Annotated in this window: 18 protein-coding genes and 1 tRNA gene; 9 read left to right on the forward strand and 10 right to left on the reverse strand. The window is 69.5% G+C overall.

From position 1 onward, the window contains the following. Window positions 1–184: 184 nt before the first annotated feature. Together GT755_RS05380 and polA are read right to left on the reverse strand one after the other, a co-directional pair. Window positions 185–1,291, reverse strand: a complete 1,107-nt coding sequence (locus GT755_RS05380; protein ID WP_328794175.1) for a polysaccharide deacetylase family protein — start codon at window positions 1,289–1,291, stop codon at window positions 185–187. A 160-nt stretch (window positions 1,292–1,451) separates the two neighbouring features. Beyond that, the gene (gene polA, locus GT755_RS05385) at window positions 1,452–4,127 is read right to left on the reverse strand and encodes a DNA polymerase I (RefSeq protein WP_161478538.1); all 2,676 of its coding nucleotides are present in this window, start codon (window positions 4,125–4,127) and stop codon (window positions 1,452–1,454) included. A 75-nt stretch (window positions 4,128–4,202) separates the two neighbouring features. On the opposite strand from polA, the gene GT755_RS05390 reads away from it, so the two are divergent. The 6 genes from GT755_RS05390 (at window position 4,203) to GT755_RS05415 (ending at window position 9,415) form a co-directional block, all read left to right on the forward strand. Then, on the forward strand, window positions 4,203–4,592 hold the full coding sequence (locus tag GT755_RS05390) for a PaaI family thioesterase (RefSeq protein WP_161478696.1): 390 nt from the start codon (window positions 4,203–4,205) through the stop codon (window positions 4,590–4,592). 486 nt (window positions 4,593–5,078) lie between these two features. Continuing rightward, the gene (locus GT755_RS05395) at window positions 5,079–6,236 is read left to right on the forward strand and encodes a branched-chain amino acid ABC transporter permease (RefSeq protein WP_328794176.1); all 1,158 of its coding nucleotides are present in this window, start codon (window positions 5,079–5,081) and stop codon (window positions 6,234–6,236) included. A gap of 9 nt (window positions 6,237–6,245) precedes the next feature. Further along, on the forward strand, window positions 6,246–7,235 hold the full coding sequence (locus GT755_RS05400; RefSeq protein WP_161478539.1) for a branched-chain amino acid ABC transporter permease: 990 nt from the start codon (window positions 6,246–6,248) through the stop codon (window positions 7,233–7,235). After that, the gene (locus GT755_RS05405; RefSeq protein ID WP_161478540.1) at window positions 7,225–8,148 is read left to right on the forward strand and encodes an ABC transporter ATP-binding protein; all 924 of its coding nucleotides are present in this window, start codon (window positions 7,225–7,227) and stop codon (window positions 8,146–8,148) included. Before GT755_RS05400 ends, GT755_RS05405 begins: the two co-directional genes overlap by 11 nt. After that, complete coding sequence (locus tag GT755_RS05410; protein WP_161478541.1) at window positions 8,145–8,924, forward strand: ABC transporter ATP-binding protein; 780 nt, start codon at window positions 8,145–8,147, stop codon at window positions 8,922–8,924. The genes GT755_RS05405 and GT755_RS05410 overlap by 4 nt, the downstream gene beginning before the upstream one ends. A 74-nt stretch (window positions 8,925–8,998) precedes the next feature. Continuing rightward, window positions 8,999–9,415, forward strand: a complete 417-nt coding sequence (locus GT755_RS05415; RefSeq protein WP_161478542.1) for a hypothetical protein — start codon at window positions 8,999–9,001, stop codon at window positions 9,413–9,415. A gap of 171 nt (window positions 9,416–9,586) precedes the next feature. On the opposite strand, the gene GT755_RS05420 is transcribed toward GT755_RS05415, so the two are convergent. Both GT755_RS05420 and GT755_RS05425 read right to left on the reverse strand, forming a co-directional pair. Next, complete coding sequence (locus GT755_RS05420; protein ID WP_161478543.1) at window positions 9,587–10,882, reverse strand: ABC transporter substrate-binding protein; 1,296 nt, start codon at window positions 10,880–10,882, stop codon at window positions 9,587–9,589. 211 nt (window positions 10,883–11,093) lie between these two features. Next, window positions 11,094–11,699 (reverse strand): ANTAR domain-containing response regulator, encoded by a 606-nt coding sequence (locus GT755_RS05425; RefSeq protein ID WP_202609586.1) that lies wholly within the window; start codon window positions 11,697–11,699, stop codon window positions 11,094–11,096. A 36-nt stretch (window positions 11,700–11,735) separates the two neighbouring features. On the opposite strand from GT755_RS05425, the gene GT755_RS05430 reads away from it, so the two are divergent. Beyond that, window positions 11,736–11,808: transfer RNA gene (locus GT755_RS05430), tRNA-Leu, on the forward strand. Window positions 11,809–11,925: 117 nt separating this feature from the next. On the opposite strand, the gene pyk is transcribed toward GT755_RS05430, so the two are convergent. After that, entirely contained in the window at window positions 11,926–13,362 is a 1,437-nt protein-coding gene (gene pyk / locus GT755_RS05435; RefSeq protein WP_161478544.1) for a pyruvate kinase, read from the reverse strand. A gap of 265 nt (window positions 13,363–13,627) precedes the next feature. Here pyk and GT755_RS05440 point away from each other — a divergent pair, with 265 nt between their 5' ends. Continuing rightward, window positions 13,628–14,305, forward strand: a complete 678-nt coding sequence (locus GT755_RS05440) for a hypothetical protein (protein WP_161478545.1) — start codon at window positions 13,628–13,630, stop codon at window positions 14,303–14,305. On the opposite strand, the gene GT755_RS05445 is transcribed toward GT755_RS05440, so the two are convergent. The 4 genes from GT755_RS05445 to gltB all read right to left on the reverse strand — a co-directional run bounded on the left by GT755_RS05445 (window position 14,269) and on the right by gltB (window position 22,469). Beyond that, window positions 14,269–14,658, reverse strand: a complete 390-nt coding sequence (locus tag GT755_RS05445; RefSeq protein ID WP_161478546.1) for a DUF2784 domain-containing protein — start codon at window positions 14,656–14,658, stop codon at window positions 14,269–14,271. The two genes, GT755_RS05440 and GT755_RS05445, sit on opposite strands and share 37 nt — an antisense overlap. A gap of 58 nt (window positions 14,659–14,716) precedes the next feature. Beyond that, on the reverse strand, window positions 14,717–16,324 hold the full coding sequence (locus GT755_RS05450; RefSeq protein ID WP_328794177.1) for a S8 family peptidase: 1,608 nt from the start codon (window positions 16,322–16,324) through the stop codon (window positions 14,717–14,719). 166 nt (window positions 16,325–16,490) lie between these two features. Next, a complete protein-coding gene (locus GT755_RS05455; protein ID WP_161478548.1) occupies window positions 16,491–17,957 on the reverse strand; it encodes a glutamate synthase subunit beta in 1,467 nt (488 codons plus the stop codon). A 12-nt stretch (window positions 17,958–17,969) separates the two neighbouring features. Further along, window positions 17,970–22,469, reverse strand: coding sequence for a glutamate synthase large subunit (gene gltB / locus GT755_RS05460; protein WP_161478549.1), 4,500 nt, complete (start codon window positions 22,467–22,469; stop codon window positions 17,970–17,972). 387 nt (window positions 22,470–22,856) lie between these two features. Here gltB and GT755_RS05465 point away from each other — a divergent pair, with 387 nt between their 5' ends. Further along, window positions 22,857–24,032 (forward strand): bis-aminopropyl spermidine synthase family protein, encoded by a 1,176-nt coding sequence (locus GT755_RS05465; protein WP_235966128.1) that lies wholly within the window; start codon window positions 22,857–22,859, stop codon window positions 24,030–24,032. Here GT755_RS05465 and GT755_RS05470 read toward each other — a convergent pair. Further along, on the reverse strand, window positions 23,997–24,572 hold the full coding sequence (locus tag GT755_RS05470) for a hypothetical protein (protein WP_161478551.1): 576 nt from the start codon (window positions 24,570–24,572) through the stop codon (window positions 23,997–23,999). The genes GT755_RS05465 and GT755_RS05470 overlap by 36 nt on opposite strands. Window positions 24,573–24,619: the final 47 nt, after the last annotated feature.

Genomic DNA, 24,619 nt, shown 5'->3' on the forward strand with positions numbered 1-24,619 from the left:
GGAATTGCTCCGAACCGGACAGATGTCGTTGTGTCGAGGCGCAGCAGGCCTGCTTCGTTCAAGCCGGGGATCAGGATTGAGCGAGCGCGAGCCCGCTCCCTTCGAGGCGCGCGCGAGCCCACAGCGCAGCGATCAGCATATGAGACCAGGCGAGCGGGGTCAATCCGGAGGCCCGGGACGCAGCTTAATAGTAGATAACCTTTTTGCCACGCTTTGACGCAACTTTGGCGCGAAGTTGGCGCGGCACAGAGAGAGTCTCCGGGTCGCCGTCGGCCGTGTAGCGCTCGCCGGGGTGCTCGTCGAGCCACTTGAGCCAGTAGGTCGAGCACCACTTGCGGCAGTCGCCGGCCAGCCCGTTCGACTGGATCCGCTGGATCTGACGGGCGTCGTAGCCCTTGGCGAAGGGCGACTTCGACGGTTCGGCCCCGGCCAGGAACACGCCCTCGTACCGGTACTCGTCGCCGTCCCACGACCCGCCGCGGCCCAGCGACCCCTTCCGGGGGCGGGAGCCGAACGGAAGGGCGAACGTGGAGAAATCTTCCACTCCCAGTTGCCTGAGCAGCCGCTCGCCCCGGACGATCTGCTCGCTGACCTTCTTGTTGGACAGGCTCCGCAGGTCCTTGTGGGCGTAGGTGTGGTTGGCCACCTCGAAGCCGTGGTCCATCAGCCACCGCACCCCCGCCTTCTGGGCGTCCGTGCCCTTGAGGCCGAAGGGCTCGCGGTTGACGTAGAAGGTGGCGACCGGACGGAAAGAGGAGTACTTCTTGGCCACCGCGAGGATGATCTCGACGGCGGTGTCCTTCGCCGGGAGCCCGTCGGCGCCGAGCGCGAAGTGGCTGGGGTTGCCGTCGTCGAAGGTGAGCACGACCGGGTGGGCCCCGGCGGCGACGTCCATCCGGCCCTCGACGAACTCGGCCGCGGTGACGGGCACGTAGCCGGCCCGCGCCAGCCGCTCCAGCTCCACCCGTAACTGCTTGGGGGTGCGGTCGATGGAGGCGCTGCGGTCCCAGCGGATGCGGTGGTACATGAGCACCGGCACGAGCCCGACCTCGTTGGCCTTCGCCTTCCGGGCCGACTCCTCGGTGGCCTTCACGGGGGCGGGCAGCGCGAACCCGGGTAACACGGGCTGGGGCGGGGCCTCTTGGCTCTGCTCGGGCTTCTTCAGGGCCTCGGTGTGGGGCACGCCGCCGCGGGGCGGAGCGGCCGGTCCGTGCATGAGCGAGAGCGCGATCAAGCCCAGCGTGACCACCACGACGTTGGCCACACCGGTCAGGGAGACAACCTTCCGCACAATCATCTGACCCTAGTCGTGATCACGTTCCAGAAGGAGGCGAAAGGCCCACATAGCCCGTCTCGGGGCGAGGCGGGCGCGCCCGGTCGGCACCGGGAGCGGCGCGAACCGGGGGCGGTGGCCGGCGCCGGGCAGGCGGAGCCGTAACGGAAAGAAGTTTCTAGTGGCCGGCGTCTTCCCAGTTGGGGCCGACGCCGACCGAGACGTCGAGGGGCACGGTCAGTTCGTAGGCCGCGGCCATCTCCTTCACGACGACCTGGCGGAGGTCGTCGAGCTCGCCGGGGTGGACCTCGAAGACGAGTTCGTCGTGGACCTGGAGGAGCATGCGGGAGCGCATGCCGGCGATGGCCCGCTGCACGTTGAGCATCGCCACCTTGATGATGTCGGCGGCGCTGCCCTGGATGGGGGCGTTGAGGGCCATGCGCTCGGCCATCTCGCGGCGCTGGCGGTTGTCGCTCGTCAGGTCGGGCAGGTAGCGGCGGCGGCCGAGGATGGTGGAGGTGTAGCCGTCGGTGCGGGCCTGGGCGACGATGTCGTTGAGGAAGTCGCGGATGCCGCCGAACTCCTCGAAGTATTCGTCTTTCAGGGCGCGGGCCTCGGCCACCGGGATGTTGAGCTGGCCCGAGAGGCCGAAGTCGCTCAGGCCGTAGGCCAGGCCGTAGTTCATCGCCTTGATCTTGGCGCGCATCTCGCCCGTGACCGCCTCTGGCGTGGTGTCGAAGACCTTGGCGGCGGTGGCGGCGTGGAAGTCGTGGCCCGAGCCGAAGGCCTCGATCAGCGAGCGGTCGCCGCTCAGGTGGGCCATGATGCGCAGCTCGATCTGGCTGTAGTCGGCCGTCAGCAGGGTCTCGTAGCCGGGGCCGACCACGAAGCCCTTGCGGATGCGGCGGCCCTCGGAGGTGCGGATCGGGATGTTCTGGAGGTTCGGCTTCTCCGAGGACAGGCGGCCGGTCGCGGCGATGATCTGGTTGAACGTGGTGTGGATGCGGCCGTCGTCGGCGATCTCCTTGATCAGGCCCTCGACCGTGGTGCGCAGCTTCTGCTGGTCGCGGTGGCGGAGCATGATCGTGGGGAGCTCGTGCTCGGTCTGGGTGGCCAGCCAGGCGAGCTGGTCGGCGTCGGTGCTGTAGCCGGTCTTGATCTTCTTGGTCTTCGGCAGGTTGAGCCGCTCGAAGAAGATCTCCTGGAGCTGCTTGGGCGAGCCGAGGTTGAACTGCTCCCCCACCGCCGCGTGGGCGGCGTCGACGGCCATCTTCACGGCGGCGGCGAACTCGGCCTCCAGCGCGGCGAGGTATTGGGCGTCGGCGGCGATGCCGGCCCTCTCGATCTCGGCCAGCACCCGGACCAGCGGGAGCTCGACCTCGGTCACCAGGCGGGCGCCGCCGCGCTGGGACAGGTGGTTCTCCAGGGCCTCGGCCAGGTCGAGCACGGCCACGGCCTTCATCGCCAGGTCGCGGGCGGCGGTGTCGTCGGCGTCGTCGAACAGGCTGGTCTGGCCGTTGGCCTCGGCGGTGTTCTCAAGGGTGCGGTGGAGGTAGCGCAGCACCAGGTCGTCGAGCGGGAACGAGCGCTGGCCGGGCATCGCCAGGTAGGCGGCCAGGGCGGTGTCGCAGGTGAGGCCGCGCAGGTCGAGGCCCTGCGCCCACAGGCCGAGCAGCGGGCCCTTGCTGTCGTGGACGGCCTTCTCGATCGTCTCGTCGGCCAGCCAGGCGGCCAGGTCGGCCTCGTCGTCGGCGGTCAGCCGGGTCAGGTCGAGGTAGGCGGCCGAGCCGCCGGCCGCCGCGAAGGCCATGGCGTCGATGCGGCCGGTGCCGCTGCCCCACGCCCCGGCGAAGGCCAGGCCGGTGCGGCCGGCCGGGAGCGCGCCGAGCCAGGCGGCCACGCCGCCGGGCTGAAGGGTGACGATGTCGGCCTCGAAGCCCCCCTGGACCTCGGGCTCGGCCGTGCCGAGCACCTTGAACAGGCGCTCGCGCAGCTCGCCCCGGATCTGGAGGCTGTCCAGAAGCTTGTTGATCTCCTCGCGGTCCCACTGGCCCATGGTCAGGGCGGCCGGCTCGACGTCGATGGCGACGTCGCGGCGCAGCTCGGTGAGCATGCGGTTGTGGATGACCTGGCCGAGGTGCTCGCGCAGCTTGTCGCCGACCTTGCCCTTGACCTCGTCGGCCCGGCGCACCAGCTCGTCGAGCGAGCCGAACTCGCTGATCCACTTGGTCGCGGTCTTCTCCCCCACGCTGGGGATGGACGGCAGGTTGTCGCTGGGGTCGCCGCGCAGGGCGGCGAAGTCGGGATACTGGTTCGGCGTCAGGCCGTATTTCTCGGCGACGGCCTCGGGGGTGAACCGGGTCATGTCGCTGATGCCCCGGCGGGTCATCAAAACGGTGACCTTCGTGTCGACGAGCTGGAGCGCGTCACGGTCGCCGGTGACGATCAAAACGTCCATGCCCTCGCCGGCGGCGCGGGTGGCCAGGGTGGCGATCAGGTCGTCGGCCTCGAAGCCCGCCAGGGACAGGTGGGGCACCTTGAGGGTGTCGAGCAGCTCGTGGATCAGCAGCATCTGGCCGCGGAAGTCTTCGGGCGTCTCGGACCGGTTGGCCTTGTAGTCGGCGAAGGCCTCGTGACGGAAGGTCGGCTCGCTGCGGTCGAAGCAGACCACCAGGTGGGTGGGCGTCTCGTCGCGCAGGATGTTGGTCAGCATCGACAGGAAGCCGTAGACCGCCTCGGTGTGCTGGCCGTCGGTCGTCATGAGGTTGGCGTCCTTCAGCGCGTAGAACGCCCGGTAGGCCAGCGAGTGGCCGTCCAGCAGCAGCAAACGGGGGGTCTCTTCGGTCTTCGGCACGCTCAGAGCCTAGTCTCCCCCTACGACAGAACCACCCGGAAAGGAAGAGCCTTGACCCAAGAGCTCGTCGCGCTGATGAACGCCGCCGGAACGGGCCATCTGCCCGACCGGATGGGCATCGAGTTCCTCGAGGTCACCGCGGAGAAGGTGGTCGCCAGGATGCCGGTCGAGGGGAACACCCAGCCGTACGGGCTGCTGCACGGCGGCGCCTCGGTGGTGCTGGCCGAGACGGTCGGCTCGATCGCGGCGATGTTCCAGGCCGGCGAGGGCCGGGCCGCGGTCGGCATCGAGATCAACGCGACCCACCACCGGTCGGCCAGGTCGGGCCACGTCACCGGGACCGCCATACCCCTGCACCGGGGGCGCACGCTGGCGACGTACCAGATCGAGGTGGTCGACGACGAGGGCCGCACGGTGTGCACCTCGCGGCTGACCTGCATGCTTCGCGATCACGCGCCGTCCTGACATCCGGACATCACAAAGCGGCATCACCCTGCACAGGGGCCACCGCTGTCGCTACTGTCTTTCCCAGGGGCCCGTGGCGGGCTGAGTAGACAACGTGCAGCGCCGGGGAAGCTCTGCACGGCCCCAAAGGCCGGCCACGGGCCCTTCCCGTTCCCCGGTTCGGCCACCCCCACCTGCGGGGACGATGCAAAACGCACACGACACAGGCAGGTCACCGATTGGTGACGAACTGTCCGTAAACGGGCGTTCGGCTCTATGCTCCGGCCATTACACCGTGGACCTATCGCGGTGTCCCGTGTTCGGGATGGCGAGGCACAACCCCGTCATGACCTACGAGGAGCACCATTGCGCAGAGCCGTGATCGCGTTCACGGCCTTCATGGGTGGACTCATCTTCGTCTTCTTGGCCGGAGCGTCCACAGCGTGGGCGGCCGAAGGCGAAGAAGTCAGAGGCACACTCAGAATCCAAGGCCAGCCTGTAGCAGGCGTGAAAATCACCGTGGCGACCGACGCTGACGCGCCCGTCGGAGAGGCCACGACCGGAGCGGACGGGACGTGGAAAGTCGCCGTCGACAAGGCCGGTTCCTACAAGGTCACGCTGGACCAGGCCACCCTTCCCGCAGGGAAAGCGCTGCGAGACCCCAACCGTGGGACGCTGACCGTCCAGGTTTTCGAGGGCAACGCGCGTAACGTGCTGTTCGGATTGGTCGACGCCAACGCCCCGCCCCAGGGGCAGCAGGGTGACGGGGGCGGTGGCAGCTCCTATTGGACCCGTGTGGCCCAGCTCGTGTTCGAGGGCCTCAACCTCGGCCTGATCATCGCGCTCGGCGCGGTCGGGCTCTCCCTGATCTTCGGTACGACCGGTTTGACCAACTTCGCCCATGGTGAGCTGCTCACCATCGGCGCTTTCCTGGCGTTCTTCTTCAACACCGTCCTCGGCCTGCACCTGCTGATCGCCGCGCCGATCGCGCTGGTGATCGCGGCGGGCTTCGGCTGGGGGCAGGACCGGTTCTTCTGGGGCCAGCTGCGGCGCCGCAAGACCGGCCTCATCTCGATGATGATCATCTCGATCGGCCTGGCCCTGTTCCTGCGGGCCCTGCTGCTGTTCCTGTTCGGCGGCGGCGGCGAGTCCTACGATCAGTACGTCGCCCAGGCCGGCATCCAGATCGGCCCGATCTCGGCCACGCCCAAGAGCCTCGTCGCCATGGGCATCGAGATCGTGGTGCTGATCGCGGTGGGTCTCGCGCTGACCTACACCCGGCTGGGCAAGGCGACCCGCGCGGTCGCCGACAACCCGGCGCTGGCCTCCTCGTCGGGCATCAACGTCGACCGGGTCATCCGGCTCGTCTGGGCGTCCGGCACCTGCATCGCGGCGCTGGCGGGCATCCTGCTCGGCACCACCCAGAACCTGAACTTCCAGATGGGCCAGCAGATCCTGCTCCTGATGTTCGCCGGCGTCACCCTCGGCGGCCTGGGCACCGCGTTCGGCGCCCTCGTCGGCTCGCTGGTCGTCGGCATGTTCGTCCAGGTCTCCACGTTGTGGATCCCGCCGGAGATGAAGACCATCGGCGCGCTGGTCGTGCTGATCATCGTGCTCATGGTCCGGCCGCAGGGCATCCTCGGCCGTCGCGAGCGGATCGGCTAGGAGGCACACATGGACTGGACACTCATCTTCAGCCGGGCCGTGGAAGCGGGCATCGGCTCCGAGGCCATCATCTACGCCCTCGCGGCGATCGGCCTCAACGTGCAGTTCGGCTACACCGGCCTGCTCAACTTCGGCCAGGCGGGCTTCCTGGCCATCGGCGCGTACGCCATCGCGGTGACCGTCGCCACCTTCGGCCTGCCCTTCTTCCTGGGCGTCGGCATCGGCCTGCTGCTGGCCGCCGTGATGGCCCTGCTGCTGGGCATCCCGACCCTGCGGTTGCGGGCCGACTATCTGGCCATCGTGACCATCGCGGCGGCGGAGATCGTCCGCCTCGTCGTGCGGTCGGTCGCGCTGTCGGACACCTTCGGCGGCACCGACGGCCTCCAGGCCTTCTCGGGTTCGTTCTACGACATGAACCCCTATCCCCCCGGCGAGTACGGCATCCCGCCGATCATCGGTTTCGACAACCGGTCGATGTGGGTGCTGACGGTCGGCTGGGTGCTCGTGGCCATCGCGTCGTTCATCCTCTTCATGGCGATGAAGAGCCCGTGGGGCCGGGTGCTCAAGGCCATCCGCGAGGACGAGGACGCCGTGCGCAGCCTCGGCAAGAACGTGTTCTCGTACAAGATGCAGGCACTGGTCATCGGTGGCGTCATCGGCTCGCTGGGCGGCTTCATCTTCGCCCTGAGCCGGTCGGCCGTGCAGCCCGATCTGTACTCGACCGACCTGACGTTCTACGCCTACACCGTGCTGATCCTCGGCGGCGCGGCCCGTATCCTGGGCCCGATCGTCGGTTCGATGGTCTTCTGGCTGCTGCTCATCTTCATCGGCACCGGACTCGAGAACGCCGTCAACAGCGGCGCGATCACCTTCATCACGGTCAACCAGGTCGGCGCGATCCGCCTGATGCTCGTCGGACTCGGACTCATGCTGCTGCTGATCTACCGGCCGCAGGGCATCTTCGGGGACAAGAGGGAGATCTCAATCGATGCACGCTGAATCGCTCCCGGCCGGAAAGGCGGCGGCCCTCAAGGCGTTCGAGGGCATGGCCGCCGAGCCCGGGGTCCCCAAGCCCGACCCGATCCTCGTCGTCGACAACGTGGTGCGCCGCTTCGGCGGTCTGACCGCCGTGAACGTCAAGCACGTCGAGATCCAGCGGGGCAGCATCACCGCCCTGATCGGCCCCAACGGCGCCGGCAAGACGACGTTCTTCAACCAGCTCACCGGCTTCGACACCGCCGACGAGGGCCAGTGGACCTTCAACGGCCAGGCCATGAACGGCGTGTCGGCCTACAAGGTCGCCCGTCAGGGCATGGTCCGCACCTTCCAGCTCACCAAGGCGCTCTCGAAGCTCACGGTCATCGAGAACATGCGCCTGGGCGCCCAGTCGCAGAAGGGCGAGAACTTCTTCCGCGGCCTGATCCCGGGCCTGTGGCGCGGCCAGGAGGACGAGATCACCGCCAAGGCGGAGGATCTGCTGCAGCGCTTCAAGCTCGACGCCAAGCGCGACGACTTCGCCGGCAGCCTCTCGGGCGGCCAGCGCAAGCTGCTGGAGATGGCCCGCGCCCTCATGGGCGACCCCCAGCTGGTCATGCTCGACGAGCCGATGGCCGGGGTGAACCCGGCCCTGACGCAGTCGCTGCTCGGCCACGTGAAGAACCTGCGCGAGCTCGGCATGAGCGTGCTGTTCGTCGAGCACGACATGGACATGGTCCGCGACATCTCCGACTGGGTCATCGTGATGGCCCAGGGCGAGGTGATCGCCGAGGGGCCGCCCGACAGTGTCATGTCGGACGAGCGGGTCGTGGACGCCTACCTCGGCGCCCACCACGACGCCCCGCTCTCGGCCGAGGAGGAGGAGCGGCAGCTCCACGAGGCCGAGGCCGAACTCGACAAGGAGAGCACGGAATGAGCGCCGCCGACCCGAACGCGATCGTCGACCGCTCGGCGCACGTGGCGGCCGCGGGCAACGCGCTGCTGCGCTGCGACGAGCTGTTCGCCGGCTACCTGCCGGGCGTGAACATCCTCAACGGCGCCGACCTCTACGTGAACGAGGGCGAGCTGATCGGCATCATCGGCCCCAACGGCGCCGGCAAGTCGACCCTGCTCAAGTCGCTGTTCGGCCTCGTCGAGGTGCGGACGGGCTCGATCACCCTCAAGGGCGAGAACATCACCGGCCTGAAGGCCCACGCGCTCGTGGAGCGCGGGGTCGGCTTCGTGCCGCAGACCAACAACGTGTTCCCGTCGCTGAGCGTCGAGGAGAACCTCGAGATGGGCGCCTTCCAGGCGCCCAAGAAGTTCAAGGAGCGCTTCGAGTTCGTCTGCGAGATCTTCCCGGCCCTCAAGGACCGGCGCAAGCAGCGGGCGGGCTCCCTGTCGGGCGGCGAGCGGCAGATGGTGGCCATGGGGCGCGCCCTCATGACCGAGCCGTCCGTCCTCCTCCTCGACGAGCCCTCCGCCGGTCTGTCGCCGAAGCTGCAGGACCTGGTGTTCATCCAGGCCCAGCAGATCAACCGGGCTGGGGTGACCGTGATCATGGTGGAGCAGAACGCGCGCCGCTGCCTGCAGATCTGTGACCGCGGCTACGTGCTCGACCAGGGCCGCAACGCCTACACCGCCTCCGGCAAGGACCTCATCAAGGACCCGAAGGTCATCGAGCTCTACCTGGGGACGCTGGCCCGCGCCTGACGTCTCCGCTCCTCGAAAAGGCCACCGGGTCGTCCCGGTGGCCTTTTCCGCTTCCGTACAGAAACGGGGTTCCCATGGCGCCCAGCCGTCTGCTCGCCCTCGCCGCCCTCGGGTTGCTCACCGCCTGCGCCTCCGCGCCGCCGCCACCCGCCGCCGCCTCCACCGATCTGTACGTCACGGGGGCCGACCCCGCCGACGACCCGTGCCAGCGGGTGGTCTCGGCGCTCGGGTTCGCCGAACACGTCCTGAAGCCGGCGGGCCAGGAGGAGTCGCAGGAGTTCGGCGAGGGCGTCCGGGGACGGATCGCCTACGTGGAGGGCGTGATCCTCAGCTACGGCGAGCGGCTGCCGGCCGGGCTGGCGGAGCACACGGCGACCCTGAAGCGCACGATCCGGGTGCTGGTTCCCGCCGCGACGCCGCACGAGAAGGCGGTGGCGGCGCTGAAGGAGTGGCGGGCGGCGGCCACGGCCATCGAGGAGACGTGCGCGTAGGCGCGATGTGACATGGCATCCGCGCCCCTGAGTGCCCTCCTGGCGACCGGCGAAGGACCGCCGGGGATGAGGACCAGGGCACCGCACCGCGAACCCGCACAAAAGGGCTGAGGCCCCCGCTGTCCTTCCGGACGGCGGGGGCCTCGGTCAAGCAGGCTGAGCGGGGGAAGATCAGCCGTCGACCTTACCGGCGAGGTAGGTCTCGTTGGTGTACTTGTTGTCCTTGCCGTACTTGTAGATGCCGATCGTGGCCTCGGACGGGTCGCCCGCGTCGGAGAACTCGACCGGGCCGCTGACGCCGTCGTAGTCGATGTCAGTGCCGGCCTTCAGCAGGTCGAGGCAGGCCTTGTAGTCGGTGCACTTGGTGCCGCCCTTGCTGACCGCGACCAGGTTCTTCGAGATGCCGGTGCCGGAGTCGTCCTTGCCCGCCTCGGCGGCCAGGGCGATCAGGACGGTGGCGTCGTAGGACTCGGGGGCGTAGCTGAAGTCCTTGAGGTCGGGGTTGGTCTTGAGCAGGTTCTCCTTGAACTTGCCCTCCGAGGCCGCGCCGGGCAGGGTGCCCTTGACGCCCTCGAGCAGACCCTCGGGGAAGTCGGCCGAGTAGTCGGCGAGGTTGCCGTCGACGAAGTAGATCTTGACCTTGTCCGGGCCCAGACCCTGCTTCTCGAGCTCGGGGATGAGCTTCTTGGTCTCGTCGAACGAGATCAGCGCGATCGCGTCGGGGTTGGCTTCCTTGATCTTCGCGACGTCGGCCGAGAAGTCGGGAGCGGCCGGGTCGTAGGCGACCTCGCCGGCGATGGTGCCGCCGCCGCCCTCGACGGACTTCTTGACCTCGGCCGCGAGGCCGGTGCCGTAGGAGTCCTGGCGGTTCATGATGGCGATGTTCTCGCCGCCGTCCTGGATCATCAGGTCGCCGAGCACGCGGCCCTGGAGCACGTCGGACGGGGCGGTCCGGAAGTAGAAGCCCTTGTCGTTGTACGACGTGAACTCCGGCGAGGTGTTCGCGGGCGAGAACTGGACCACACCGGCGTTGACGATCTTGTCGATAACGGTGAGGGACACACCCGACGAAGCCGCACCGATGATCGCGTCGGCCTTCTGCTGCAGCAGGTTGTCGACGGACTGCGAGGCGATGTCGGTCTTCGCGTCACCGGAGTCGGCGTGGATCTTGGTCACCGGCTTCCCGAGGACACCGCCGGCAGCGTTGATCTCTTCCACGGCCAGGTCGACGCCCGCGAACTCCGGCGGGCCAAGGAAGGCCAGGTCACCAGTCTGGGGAAGGATCGAGCCGATGGTGAGGGTGCCGTCGCCCGCGGCCGCCGCCGAGGTGGCGGGAGCGGCGGCGGTCGTGGCCGGCGCCGAGGTGGCCGGCGCGGCCGTCTCCTCGCCACCACCACAGGCCGTCAGGGCAAGGCTGGCGGCCGCGGCGACTGCCAGCACCCGCCCCATGGGGGCAATGCGGATCATGAAGTGTCTCCTTCATCCATGCAACGGAACGCCGGGCTTAACCAGGACACCGTCCCGTTCGAATGCTGGAAACGTACATAACTCGCAGACGCCTTGCCAGGAAAGCGTCTGAACTGTGGACACTTGGATGCGGAGTCGTAATAAGTCCTCAACACACCGCCCCCTCCGGCTCTGACCTGCACGGTCGCGAGCCGGAGGGATCACGGTCCGGTCAGGCCTGCTTGTCGGGCGGCCCGGCGGCCTCGGCGACCACGATCTGGGCGACCTGCCGCATGCTGAGACGGCGGTCCATCGAGGCCTTCTGGATCCACCGGAAGGCCTGCGGCTCCGACCAGCCGTGCTGGGCCATGAGCAGGCCCTTCGCCCGCTCGACCAGCTTGCGGGTCTCCAGCCGGTCGGAGAGGGTGGTGACCTCCCTCTCCAGGGCCGCGATCTCCTCGTGGCGGCTGACCGCCATCTCGATGGCCGGCACCAGGTCGCCCTTGGTGAACGGCTTGACCAGGTAGGCCATCGCCCCGGCGTCTCTGGCCCGCTCGACCAGGTCGCGCTGCGAGAACGCCGTCAGGATCAGGCAGGGCGCGATGCGCTCCGACACGATCTGCTCGGCGGCCGAGATGCCGTCGAGGACGGGCATCTTCACATCGAGGATCACCAGATCCGGCCGGAGCTCGGTGGCGAGCTTCACGGCGCTCTCCCCGTCACCGGCCTCGCCGACGACGGCGTAACCGTCTTCTTCCAGCATCTCCTTCAGGTCGAGGCGGATCAGGGCCTCGTCTTCCGCGATCACCACTCGCCGCTGCGTTCCACTCACGCACAAGAGGTTACCGACGTCCGCTAGATTGGGACCACGCACGCCCCGATAGACCAACGGCAGAGTCAATGGCCTCAAAATCCATCAAGTGTGGGTTCGAATCCCACTCGGGGCACTCCTCCGTCATGCCCTGATCCGCGCGGTGATCGCGGCCAGGCGCGCGGCGTCGCCCACATCCAGGAACGCCGAAAGGCCGCCACGTCGTACGTGACGGCCCTTCCGGATATGCGGATCAGCCCAGGTTGGGGTGGGCCACGGCCGATCCGATGGTGTGCACGCGCAGGGCGTTCGTCGACCCGGGGTTGCCGGGGGGCGAGCCCGCCACGATGACGATCTTGTCGCCCTTCTCGAACGAGCCGAGGGCGAGCAGCGACGCCTCCACCTGACGCACCATGTCGTCGGTGTGGTGGACGAACGGCACCTCGAAGGTCTCCACGCCCCACGTCAGCGCGAGCTGGCCGCGGACCACCGGGTTGGAGGTGAACGCGATCAGCGGGATCGGGCTGCGGTAGCGGGCCAGGCGGCGCGCGGTCTCGCCGGACATCGTGAAGGCGACCAGGGCCTTGGCCCCCACGATGGCGCCGACCTCGGCGGCGGCGCGGGCGATGGCGCCACCGGTCGACTCGGGGAGGCGGTCGAGGTTGTGGGTCGCGTGGAGGGTGGAGTCCTCGGCGGCGGTGGCGATGCGGGCCATCGTCGCGACCGACTCGATCGGGTAGTTGCCGACCGAGGTCTCGCCCGACAGCATGACCGCGTCTGCGCCGTCCATGACGGCGTAGGCGACGTCGGAGGCCTCGGCGCGGGTCGGCCGGGGGGCGGCCATCATCGAGTCGAGCATCTGGGTCGCCACGATGACCGGGTGGGCCTTCTCGCGGCACAGTTCGATGATCCGGCGCTGCACGATCGGCACCTGCTCCAGCGGGAGCTCGACGCCCAGGTCGCCGCGGGCGACCATGACGCCGTCGAACCGGTCGACGATCGCCTCCAGGGCGTCGACGGCCTGCGGCTTCTCGATCTTGGCGATGATGGGCAGGTGCACGCCCTCTTCGTCCATGATGCGGTGGACGATGTCGGCGTCCTCCGGCGACCGCACGAACGACAACGCGATCATGTCGAAGCCGGTGCGAAGGGCCCAGCGGAGGTCCGCCTCGTCCTTCTCGGTCAGGGCCGGGGCGCTGACGGCGACGCCCGGGAGGTTGAGGCCCTTGTTGTCGGAGATCATGCCGCCGATGACGACCCGGGTGGTCACCCGGGGGCCCTCGACCTTGTCGACCTCCAGGTGGAGACGGCCGTCGTCGACGAGGACGGTGTCTCCCGGCTTCACGTCGCCGGGCAGGCCCTCGTAGGTGGTGGAGACCAGGTCGCGGTCTCCGGGGACGTCTTCGGTGGTGATCGTGATGATGTCACCGACGCCGAGGCGGACCGGGCCGGAGGCGAACTTGCCCACCCGGATCTTCGGCCCCTGGAGGTCGGCCAGCACGCCTACCGCGCGGCCGAGCTCCTCGGCCGCCTCCCGCACCCGGTCGAAGACCTCTTTGTGCAGTTCATGACTGCCGTGGGAGAGGTTGAAGCGGGCGACGTCCATGCCCGCGCTGATCAGTTCCCGCAGCCGTTCAGGGGACGAGGTGGCGGGACCTAGGGTACAGACGATCTTTGCTCGACGGCTCACGAGTCCTAGCCTAATTGGTCCAGACCACTTGAATGTGACGGCGCCCATAGCTGTGGCCAAATTGTCAATGACTTCACGCGATAGCCGACGTGTCCTAACCTGTCCCGCTATGGGGTGGTTCCGGAGGTTGGCTGCCGTCTTGACGCTGATGAGCGCCCTCGCGTGCGGTGGACAGGCTACCGAATCCTCCGCACCGCCTACCGGTGTTTCGGTCGCGTTGCAGCAATGGCGTTCGGATGTCGCGGTCCATCGCATCCAGGTCTCGGTGACCAACACCACCTCGACGCCGCTGCACATCACCGACCTGCGGCTCGACTCCGGATCGTTCGAGCCGTCGGCCCCGGTGCGGGTGGACACCACCCTGCCGAAGACGCCCCGGACCGACTTCCCGATCACCTACGGCCGGGCCCGCTGCGACGCCGGCGCCATCCCGGCGGTGCAGCCGACCGACGTGGTCGCCACGATGGCCGTGGGCGACGCCCCGCCGAGGGAGGTCCGCTTCCCGATCCCGGTCACCGACGACCTGCTGACCCGGCTCGTGAAGTACGAGTGCGGCGAGTACATCCTCAAGCAGTCGGCCACCATCGCCTTCGGCTCCGGCTTCCGCCGACGGGGCGACGACCTCGAAGGGGTCCTCACCGTCACCGCCACCCGCCCGGTGACCCTCGACGACCTCGACGGCACGACGCACTACGTGCTGGAACCGGAGAAGAGGCGCCCCGTCGCCGAGATCGCGCCCGGCACGACGGAGGTCCCGGTCACGATCCGGCCCACCCGCTGCGACCCGCACGCCTTCGCGGAGGCCAAGCAGGCCTACCTGTTCCAGGTCTGGGGACACACCGAGGGCGGGGAGACGTATCGGATGATCGTCACCCCGCCCAAGGACGTCCAGGAGAAGCTGCTCGACTACGCCGTCGAGGTCTGCGACTTCCCCGCCACCTGACGGCGGTGGCGGATGACCGCGAACCCGATCCAGGAGACGGCGATCACCACGACCATCCCGGCGCGGACCTCCGCGAGGTGGCGCGGCGGGTAGACCACACCCGTCAGGTAGGTGTCGATGAACCCGCCCGGCTCCAGCAGGTGGGCGCCCGCCCGCTCGCGGGCCCAGTTCTCCAGCGCCGTCAGCGGACACTCCACCAGCCCGGTGAGCTGGATCGCGCCCCAGACCGCGAACGCCACACTGGGCCAGATCAGGCGGGGCCACTTCCAGGCGAGGTAACCGCCCAGCGCGATGTACGCCAGGACGAGGAAATGAACGACCATCACGGTTTGCCACAGAACGTGATAAATCATTTCTCGAACCTAGGAAGAGAACCGAAGGCCGGAATCCGTCCGGCTACTCATCTCCTCTCTAAGTACCCGGAATCGTGACCGCCTTCAGCGCACTGACGATGCCGTTTCCGTAGAAGCCGTTCTTCGCCGTGGAGCCGACGCAGACGTGGGTCGCGTCGGCCGAGTAGCGGTAGTTGCCCGAGGCCGGGCAGCCGCGGTCGTAGGTGGAGGCGTAGAGCAGGCTCTCCAGCCGGGCCGGGTCGAGCTCAAGGCCGCCCCTGCCGGGCTTGCCGAACCGGGCCACCAGCAGCGCCGCGACCCCGGCGACGTGCGGGGCGGCCATCGAGGTGCCTTCGAGGTACTGGTAGTAGGAGCACGTGCCGTTCTTGCACTCCCGGATGACCGAGGAGGTCAGCGGCTGCCCCTTGGCGTCGATCGAGGTCGAGGCCCGCAGCGCCTTCTGGGGGGCGGCGGCCAGGATCTCCCGGGCGGCGCCCTTCAGCGAGGTGCCGGTGTCCAGGGTGTCGCCGCCGGGGGCGGCCACGTCGGCCTGCTCGGCGCCGTAGTCGGAGTAGACGGCCTTGCGCTTGCTCGGGCCGACCGAGGTCACCGCGATCACGCCGGGCAGCTCGGCCGGGACGTTCAGGCAGGTGTTGTCGATCTTCCGGGACTTGGCGGCGCCCGACGGGTAGTCGGGGCTGCCGGTGTCCTGCTTCGGGTCGCCCAGGTCGGTGGAGCCGTTGCCGATGGCGCTGACCAGGGTCACGCCGCGGGCGCGGGCGTAGGCGACCGCGCGGGTCATGCCCGCGATGATGGCCTTCTGCTCCGACTGCTGGGCCGGGGTGTCGGCCGGGTTGGCCGGGCAGTTGAAGTTCCACGGGTCGACGTAGAACGACATGTTCACCACGTCGATGCCGTTGTCGCCGGCGTACTTGAGGGCGTCCATGGTCGGCTTGAGGAAGAAGTAGCCCGAGTCGGTGCCGGCGCGCAGGTTGACCAGCGACACCCCGGGCGCCACGCCGCCGATGCCGATGCCGTTCAGCGGCGAGGCGATCGTGCTGGCCACGTGGGTCCCGTGGCCGTCGTCGTCGACGTCGGCCGGGTCCTTGCAGCCCTTGTGCTCGCACGGGCCGTCGAGGTTCTTGCCCTTGGGGTCCTTCGGCCGGTCGGTGACGAAGTTGCGCGACAGCTTGCGGTTGAAGTTGGGCGCGATGTCCGGATGCCTGCCGTCGATCCCGGTGTCGATGACCCCGACCAGCACCTTGTGGTTGCCGATCTGCTTCTTGTACGACCCCGACGCGGTCGCCCCGATCATCCGCATGTCCCACTGGCGGCCGGCGAGGGGTTCGTCCTTCACCGCCGCCCGGCGGGGACCGGCGGCGGGCCTGGCGACAGGCTTGGCGGCGGGCTTGACGCGGGCGACCTCGCCGATCGGCCGGTCGGGCATGACGCCCACGATCGCCGGGCCCGACGGGAGGCGGGCCGCGCGGGCCACCAGGTAACCGAGCTGGGCGTCTTCGGAGAGCACGTCGCCGCCCACGGCCTCTACCGCGTCGGTCGCGGCGCCGCCCTGGCCGGGCGGATAGAACACGAGGTAGTCCTGGGAGACGGCGGCCGTCTCCTGAGAGGCCGCGCAGGCCGTGGTCAGCAGGGTCAGCGCCAACCCCGCGAATACTGCCTTACGCACCGGTCCTCCTTGGTTCCGAACGTCCCGATCCTCGCGAACCCCGCCGGGCGTCCGCAACTCACCGCGCATTCCGCATAAGTAGATATTTCGGAATTGCCCTTGAGTCACATCGGGAAAACAATGAAACGGTGCCCCCTGGAATACCAGGGGGCACCGTTTTGACGTACTAGACCAAAGGACGCGCCGTCGGCGGGATGGCCACCGGCAGGGCGGTCGCCCCGGTGAGGTACTCGTCGACCGCGGCGGCGGCCGAGCGGCCCTCGGCGATGGCCCACACGATCAGCGACTGGCCGCGGCCCATGTCACCGGCCACGAAGACGCCCTCGACGCCCGAGTGGTAGGCGCGGTTGCGGGAGACGTTGCCGCGCGGGTCGTAGAACTCCCCGGCCGACAGCCCGGCCAGCTCGTCGAGCAGGCCGGCGTGCTGCGGGCCGACGAAGCCCATCGCCAGGGTGACCAGCTGGGCGGGCAGTTCGCGCTCGGTGCCGGGGATCGGCTTGAAGCCGGCCGCCGGGCCCTCGACGTCCACCACCCTGACCGCCTGGAGGTTGCCCTCGGCGTCCTTGACGAACTCGGTGGTGGAGACGGCGTAGACCCGCGCTCCCCCGCCGTCGGCGAGCTCCTCGTGGGCCGACTCCATCTTGAACAACATCGGGTACGTCGGCCACGGCTGCCCCGCCGGACGCGCCTCCGGCGGCATCGGCATGATCTCCAGCTGGGTCACCGAGAGGGCGCCCTGGCGGATCGCGGTGCCGATGCAGTCGGCGCCGGTGTCACCGCCGCCGATGACCACGACGTGCTTGCCCTTGGCGTTGATCTCCGAGTCGGCCAGCGCCTTGTTGGCCGGGGGAAGGTACTCCATCGCCTGGTAGACGCCGACGGCGTCGCGCCCGGTGACCGGCAGGTCGCGCCAGGCGGTGGCGCCACCGGCCAGGACGACCGCGTCGAACTGCTCGCGCAGCTCGGCCGCGGTGATGTCGACGCCCACGTCGACGCCGGTGCGGAACTCGGTGCCCTCGGCCCTCATCTGGTCGAGGCGGCGGTCGATGTGCCGCTTCTCCATCTTGAACTCGGGGATGCCGTACCGGAGCAGCCCGCCGATGGCGTCGGCCCGCTCGAACACGACGACGTCGTGCCCGGCGCGGGTGAGCTGCTGGGCGGCGGCCAGGCCCGCCGGGCCCGAGCCGACGACCGCGACCTTCCTCCCGGTCTTGTTCGAAGGCGGCTGCGGGGTGACCCAGCCCTCGGCGAAGGCGCGGTCGATGATCTCGACCTCGACCCGCTTGATCGCCACCGGGTCGGAGTTGATGCCGAGCACGCAGGCCGCCTCGCACGGAGCCGGGCACAGGCGGCCGGTGAACTCGGGGAAGTTGTTGGTCGCGTGCAGCCGCTCGATCGCCTCGCGCCAGTCGTCGCGGTAGACCAGGTCGTTCCACTCGGGGATGAGGTTCCCGAGCGGGCAGCCGTTGTGGCAGAACGGGATGCCGCAGTCCATGCAGCGCGCGGCCTGCTTGGTCAGCTTCTCCGGGGCGAAGTCGACGTAGACCTCGCGCCAGTCGCGGATGCGCACGTCCACCGGGCGGCGGGCGGGCAGCTCACGCTGGTGAGTGAGGAACCCCTTCGGGTCGGCCATGTCGTTACCCCCTTATCCGTGAACCGCGGCCATGATGGCCTCGTCGATGTCGCGGCCCTCGGCCTCGGCCGTGGCCCTGGCGGTGAGCACCCGCTTGTAGTCGATCGGCATGATCTTGCCGAACCGGGCGAGCGCCGACTCCCAGTCGGCGAGCAGGCCCTTGGCGACCGGCGAACCGGTCTCGGCCAGGTGCTTCTCGACCAGCTCACGCAGGATCTCGGAGTCCTCCTCGGCGAGGGGCTCCAGCTCGACCATCTCCCGGTTGACCCGCTCGGGCTTGAGGTCGAGCACGTAGGCCACGCCGCCGGACATGCCGGCCGCGAAGTTGCGCCCGGTCGGCCCGAGGACGACGACCCGCCCGCCGGTCATGTACTCGCACCCGTGGTCGCCCACGCCCTCGACGACGGCCGTGGCGCCGGAGTTGCGGACGCAGAAGCGCTCGCCCACCACGCCCCGGATGAACGCCTCGCCGGAGGTCGCGCCGTAGAGGCCGACGTTGCCGGCGATGATCTGGCCGTCGAGCAGGTCGCTCGGCGGGGTGACCGTGATCCGGCCGCCCGACAGGCCCTTGCCGACGTAGTCGTTGGCGTCGCCGGTCAGCCGCAGCGTGATGCCCTTGGGCACGAACGCGCCGAAGGAGTTGCCGGCCGAACCGGTGAAGCTCACGTCGATCGTGTTCTCCGGCAGGCCCGCCCCACCCCACTTCTTGGTGACGTGGTGACCGAGCATGGTGCCGACGGTCCGGTTGACGTTGCGGATCGGCAGCTCCAGCGTGACCTGCTGGCCGAACTCGATCGCGCCCTCGGCGAGCTGGATCAGCGTGTTGTCGAGCGCCTCGGCCAGGCCGTGGTCCTGCGCGACGACCTGCTTGCGCGGGGTGCCCTGCGGCAGCTCCGGCTGGTAGAGGATCGGCGACAGGTCCAGGCCCTGAGCCTTCCAGTGGGAGACGGCGGCTTCGGTGTCGAGCAGGTCGCTGCGGCCGATGACCTCGTCGAGCGAGCGGTAGCCCAGCTCGGCCAGGTACTCCCTGACCTCCTCGGCGATGAACTCGAAGTAGTTGACCACGAACTCCGGCTTGCCGGTGAAGCGCTTGCGCAGCTCGGGGTTCTGGGTGGCCACGCCCACCGGGCAGGTGTCGAGGTGGCAGACGCGCATCATGACGCATCCCGAGACGACCAGCGGAGCGGTGGCGAAGCCGTACTCCTCGGCGCCGAGCAGGGCGGCGATGATGACGTCGCGGCCGGTCTTGAGCTGGCCGTCGGCCTGCACCACGATCCGGTCGCGCAGCCCGTTGAGCAGCAGGGTCTGCTGCGTCTCGGCCAGGCCGAGTTCCCACGGGGTGCCCGCGTGCTTCAGCGAGGTCAGCGGCGAGGCGCCGGTGCCGCCGTCGTGACCGGAGATCAGCACGACGTCGGCGTGGGCCTTGGAGACGCCCGCCGCGACCGTGCCGACGCCGACCTCGGAGACCAGCTTCACGTGGATGCGGGCCTGCGGGTTGGCGTTCTTCAGGTCGTGGATGAGCTGCGCCAGGTCCTCGATCGAGTAGATGTCGTGGTGCGGCGGCGGCGAGATCAGGCCGACGCCCGGCGTGGAGTGCCGGGTCTTGGCGATCCACGGGTAGACCTTGTGGCCGGGCAGCTGGCCGCCCTCGCCGGGCTTGGCGCCCTGGGCCATCTTGATCTGCACGTCGTCGGCGTTGACCAGGTATTCGGAGGTCACGCCGAAGCGGCCGGAGGCCACCTGCTTGATCGCCGAACGGCGGGTCGGGTCGTAGAGGCGCTCGGGGTCCTCGCCGCCCTCGCCGGTGTTCGACTTGGCGCCGAGCCGGTTCATGGCGATGGCGAGGGTCTCGTGGGCCTCCATCGAGATGGAGCCGTAGGACATGGCGCCGGTGGAGAACCGCTTGACGATCTCGGAGACCGGCTCGACCTCGTCGATCGGGACGGGACCGCCGGGCGCCGGGCGCAGCTTGAACAGGCCGCGCAGCGTCATGAGGGTCTCGGCCTGACCGTCGATCAGGTCGGTGTACTCCTTGAAGATCTCGTAACGCCGGGTGCGGGTGGCGTGCTGGAGCTTGAAGACGGTCGTCGGGTTGAACAGGTGGGGCTCGCCCTCGCGCCGCCACTGGTACTCGCCGCCGACCTCCAGGCGCCGGTGGGCGTTCTCGGCCCTCGGGTAGGCCTTGGTGTGCCGCTGGAGCGCCTCCTTGGCCAGCACGTCGAAGCCGACGCCGCCCAGGCGCGAGGTGGTGCCGGTGAAGCACTCGTCGATGACCTCGGCCCCGAGGCCCAGGGCCTCGAAGATCTGGGCGCCCGTGTACGACGCCACCGTGGACACGCCCATCTTGGACATGACCTTGAGGACGCCCTTGCCGTACGCCTTGATGAGGTTCCGGACCGCCTTGCGGCTGTCGGGGAACAGCTCCTCGACGGTCTCGATCGCCAGGTAGGGGTTGATCGCGCTGGCGCCGTAGCCGATGAGCAGGGCCATGTGGTGGCACTCGCGCGCCTCGCCGGTCTCGATGACCAGGCCCACCCGGGTGCGGGACTTCTCCCGGATCAGGTGGTGGTGCACCGCGCCGGTGAGCAGCAGCGACGGGATCGGCGCCTTCTCGGCGTTGGACCCCCGGTCGGACAGCACGATGATGCGCGCGCCGTCGGCGATCGCCTGCGAGACCTCCTCGCGGATCTCCTGGAGCCGCCGGGTCAGCGCGTCGCCGCCTCCGCCGACGTGGAACAGACCCGACACGACGTGGGGCTGGAAGCCCGGCAGGGCGCCCTCGTCGTTGATGTGGACGATCTTGGCGAGCTCGTCGTTGTCGATCACCGGGTAGGGCAGCACCAGGCGGCGGCAGGAGGCCGCGCCCGGCTCCAGCAGGTTGTGCTCGGGGCCGATGGTCGACTGCAGCGAGGTGACGAGCTCCTCGCGGATGGCGTCCAGCGGCGGGTTGGTGACCTGCGCGAAGAGCTGGCTGAAGTAGTCGAACAGCAGCCGCGGCTTGTCGCTGAGCGCGGCGACCGGGCTGTCGGTGCCCATCGAGCCGATCGGCTCAGCGCCGGTCGCGGCCATCGGGGTGAGGATGATCCGCAGCTCTTCCTCGGTGTAGCCGAAGGTCTGCTGGCGCTTGACCAGGGCCTCGTGGGTGGGGTGCTCGTGCTCGCGCTCGGGCAGCTCCTCGAACCGCACCAGGCCGGCGTGCAGCCACTCCTCGTAGGGCTCGGCGGCGGCCAGTTCGGCCTTGATCTCGTCGTCCTCGATGATCCGGCCGCGCGCGGTGTCGACCAGGAACATCTTGCCCGGCTGGAGACGGCCCTTGCGGACCACCTTCTCCTGCGGGATGTCGCTCAGCACGCCCGCCTCGGAGCCCAGGATGACCAGGCCGTCGTCGGTGACGTAGAACCGGCCGGGACGCAGGCCGTTGCGGTCGAGCACGGCGCCGACGACGGTGCCGTCGGAGAAGGAGATCGACGCGGGGCCGTCCCAGGCCTCCATCAGCGTGGAGTGGAACTCGTAGAAGGCCCGGCGGGCCGGGTCCATCTCCGTGTGGTTCTCCCACGCCTCGGGGATCATCATCAGCACCGCGTGGGGCAGCGAGCGCCCGCCGAGGTGCAGCAGCTCCAGCGTCTCGTCGAACGAGGCGGTGTCGGAGCCGTCGGGGTCGCAGATGGGGAACAGCCGCTCCAGGTCACCGGGGATGAGGCCGGTCTCCAGCATCGCCTCGCGGGCGCGCATCCAGTTGCGGTTGCCCTTGACGGTGTTGATCTCGCCGTTGTGGGCCACGTAGCGGTAGGGGTGCGACAGGGGCCACGACGGGAAGGTGTTGGTGGAGAAGCGCGAGTGCACCAGCGCGATGGCGGTGACGTAACGCTCGTCCGACAGGTCGGGGAAGAAGGGCTCGACCTGCTGCGGGGTGAGCATGCCCTTGTAGACGGTGGTCCGGCTGGAGAGCGAGGCGAAGTAGACGTCGGCCTCGTGCTCGGCCCGCTTGCGGAAGGCGAAGGCGGCCCGGTCGAGGTCGATGCCCGACAGGTCGCCGGAGCTCACGAACAGCTGCATGAAGTGGGGCATCACGGCGCGGGCGGTCGGCCCGGCGTGCCGCGTGTCGACGGGCACGTCGCGCCAGCCGAGGACCTTGACGTTCTCCTCGGTCGCGATCTCGTCGATCATCCGCAGCGCGGTCGCCCTGGCCTGCGCGTCGATGGGCAGGAAGGCGATGCCGGCGGCGTACTTCCCGGCCTCCGGGAGGTCGAAGGGGACGACCGCGCGGAAGAAGGCGTCCGGGATCTGGGTCAGGATGCCGGCGCCGTCACCGGTGTCCGGTTCGCTCCCCCGAGCACCCCGGTGATCGAGGTTGATGAGCGCGGTCAGAGCCTTCTCGACGATGTCGTAGCTACGGCGGCCGTGGACGTCGGCCACCATGGCGACACCACAGGCGTCATGCTCGTACGAGGGGTCGTAAAGGCCCTGAGGCTCGGGAAGGTCCCCAGGACGGCCATGGCGGGCAGCAGGCATGAAATCACTCCCGTCGTCATCTTCTGCGTGGTGACAGAGGGACGACGCTGGCCCTGCTGCAGTTGTGGTGAGTAGAGGTTACCCCACCGTTTCCGGATGGCACCTGCCGGGGCCACTAAGGTTTCGCGTATGTCGATCGACGAGCTCTACGCGCGTGCCGGTGTGGACGGACGGCGGTTGCGAAAGGCTGTCTCTCTCCTGTCGGACGGACGCTGGTGGACGCTCGCCGATGTGGTCAGGGAGACGGCGACGTCCCGCAGGACGATCGAGGCGCTCATGCGCGTGCTCCCCCTTGAGCATCGCGACCAGCACGTCCGAATCCCAACTGAACAGGTCAAACTCTACAACATTTCGATATCGTCCTCTATTTCGGACCCGGTGTCTCACATGGTGGACCCGTCGGTGGTCGAGAGGATGGCCGGGATCATCGCCCGGGCGCCGCGCGGGAGGTCGGCCCTCGACCACGTGTCAGCCACGCCGGAGACCGTGGTCAGGCGGGCCCTGCTGCTCGGCGCGCGGTTCTGGCTGCCCGGTTCGCGGCTGCTCTGCGTGGGCGACCACGACCTCACCTCGCTGGCGGTCCGTCTCATCCACCCCGAGGCCGAGGTCATGGTCGTCGACATCGACGACCGGATCCTGGCGTACATCGACGAACAGGACCTCGGGGTGACCACCCGCTGGGCCGACCTCCGGCTCGGCCTGCCCCCGTCGGCCCGCGGCTGGGGCGATCTGGCGATCACCGACCCGCCCTACACCCCCGCCGGCGTGGGCCTCTTCGTCGCCCGGGGGCTGGAGGGCCTGCGCGACCGCGACGAGGGCCGGGTCCTGCTCGCCTACGGCGCCTCCGAGCGCACCCCCATGCTGGCCCTGAAGGTCCAGCACGCCCTGGCCGACCTGCAACTGCTCAACGAGGCGATCTACCCCGACTTCAACCGCTACGACGGCGCCGAGGCGATCGGCAGCGCCGCCGACCTCTACGTCCTGCGCCCCACCACCAAGAGCTGGCCCGCCGTCGCCTCCCGCGTCGACCGCCTGGCCACCGCGATCTACACCCAGGGCCCGCAGGCGGTCGAATCGGCCAAGGCCGCGCCCCCGGAGCTGGGCGACTACGCCCCCGACCTGCTCGTGGGCGACTGGCCCCGCGACCTGCTCCCGGGCGTCCCCCGGGTCCGCCTCTCGACGTGGCTGGCCAAGCCCTATGCCGCACAGGTCTCCCGGGTGGCGATCCACGCCCCCGGCCTGGAGGCCGCCCTCCCGCGCCTGGTGCTCGCCGCCCGCGACGCCGAGGTCCGCGTCTTCGGCACCACCTCTCCGGTACGGCTCCCGCCCGCCCCCGACGCCATCACCCGCCGGATCCTCGCGGGCAGCCACGGCAAGGTCGCCAACGCCTGGCGCGAAGGCCTGGTCGCCGAGCTCGGGCTGACCAAGAACCAGGCCAGGGCGCGCATCCCGGCCTGGGCCGGCGCGACCGCGCTCGAACTCCCGATGCACCGCCTGACCGGCCTCGCCGCCGCGGTCGCCCGCAGCCTAGAGGGCGAGGATCCGGGCCTGGACGAAGCGTGAGGCCTGGTCGAGGGCGGCCAGCGGCTCGGCGAGATCCGGTTTGGCGTCGCCCTCGGCCGACACCCAGCTCACCGCCACGAAGTGCCCCATCGCCCTGACCATCGCGGTGCCGGCCCGCTCGGAGGCCAGCGGCGTCAGGAACAGCTCCTCCCTGAACCGGTGGACCAGCGCGTCGGCCTGCGCCACGTCGCCCAGGTTGAACACCGCCACCTGCCCGACCAGCTCGGGCCCCCGGAACAACCCCCGGACGACCTGAGTGCACCCGTCGACGTCGGCGGCCACGGCCGCGCCGCAATCGGCGGTCAGCGTGACCGACTCCCTCTTCATGACCCCCAGGGCGGCGGCCGGGAAGACCTCCTGCTCGGTCAGCGGCGCGGCGTCGACCCGCTGCTGCTCGATCGGCGCGTAGATCGCCGAGCTGATCTCGGCCCGGACGGTCCCGGGCCGGGCGACGCCGTCAGCACCCGAACACCCGGCGAGCACCATCACCAGCACGGGCGCGAGCACCGGCACGGCCCGCATCATCAGTCCCACCCTCACCGCACCATCATGACGGGCACGGGGGCGCGGGAGGGCGGACATCTCGA

Source organism: Herbidospora solisilvae (genome assembly GCF_009901565.1).
In the GTDB taxonomy this organism is placed as follows: Bacteria; Actinomycetota; Actinomycetes; order Streptosporangiales; family Streptosporangiaceae; genus Herbidospora; species Herbidospora solisilvae.

What these genes read in the sequence shown, in the direction of transcription:
- GT755_RS05390 (WP_161478696.1), top strand. Translation starts at nt 4,203, where the DNA reads ATGAACGCCGCCGGAACGGGCCATCTGCCCGACCGGATGGGCATCGAG.
- GT755_RS05400 (WP_161478539.1), top strand. Translation starts at nt 6,246, where the DNA reads ATGGACTGGACACTCATCTTCAGCCGGGCCGTGGAAGCGGGCATCGGC.
- GT755_RS05405 (WP_161478540.1), top strand. Translation starts at nt 7,225, where the DNA reads ATGCACGCTGAATCGCTCCCGGCCGGAAAGGCGGCGGCCCTCAAGGCG.
- GT755_RS05410 (WP_161478541.1), top strand. Translation starts at nt 8,145, where the DNA reads ATGAGCGCCGCCGACCCGAACGCGATCGTCGACCGCTCGGCGCACGTG.
- GT755_RS05415 (WP_161478542.1), top strand. Translation starts at nt 8,999, where the DNA reads ATGGCGCCCAGCCGTCTGCTCGCCCTCGCCGCCCTCGGGTTGCTCACC.
- GT755_RS05420 (WP_161478543.1), bottom strand. Translation starts at nt 10,882, where the DNA reads ATGATCCGCATTGCCCCCATGGGGCGGGTGCTGGCAGTCGCCGCGGCC.
- GT755_RS05445 (WP_161478546.1), bottom strand. Translation starts at nt 14,658, where the DNA reads ATGATTTATCACGTTCTGTGGCAAACCGTGATGGTCGTTCATTTCCTC.
- GT755_RS05455 (WP_161478548.1), bottom strand. Translation starts at nt 17,957, where the DNA reads ATGGCCGACCCGAAGGGGTTCCTCACTCACCAGCGTGAGCTGCCCGCC.
- gltB (WP_161478549.1), bottom strand. Translation starts at nt 22,469, where the DNA reads ATGCCTGCTGCCCGCCATGGCCGTCCTGGGGACCTTCCCGAGCCTCAG.
- GT755_RS05465 (WP_235966128.1), top strand. Translation starts at nt 22,857, where the DNA reads ATGGTGGACCCGTCGGTGGTCGAGAGGATGGCCGGGATCATCGCCCGG.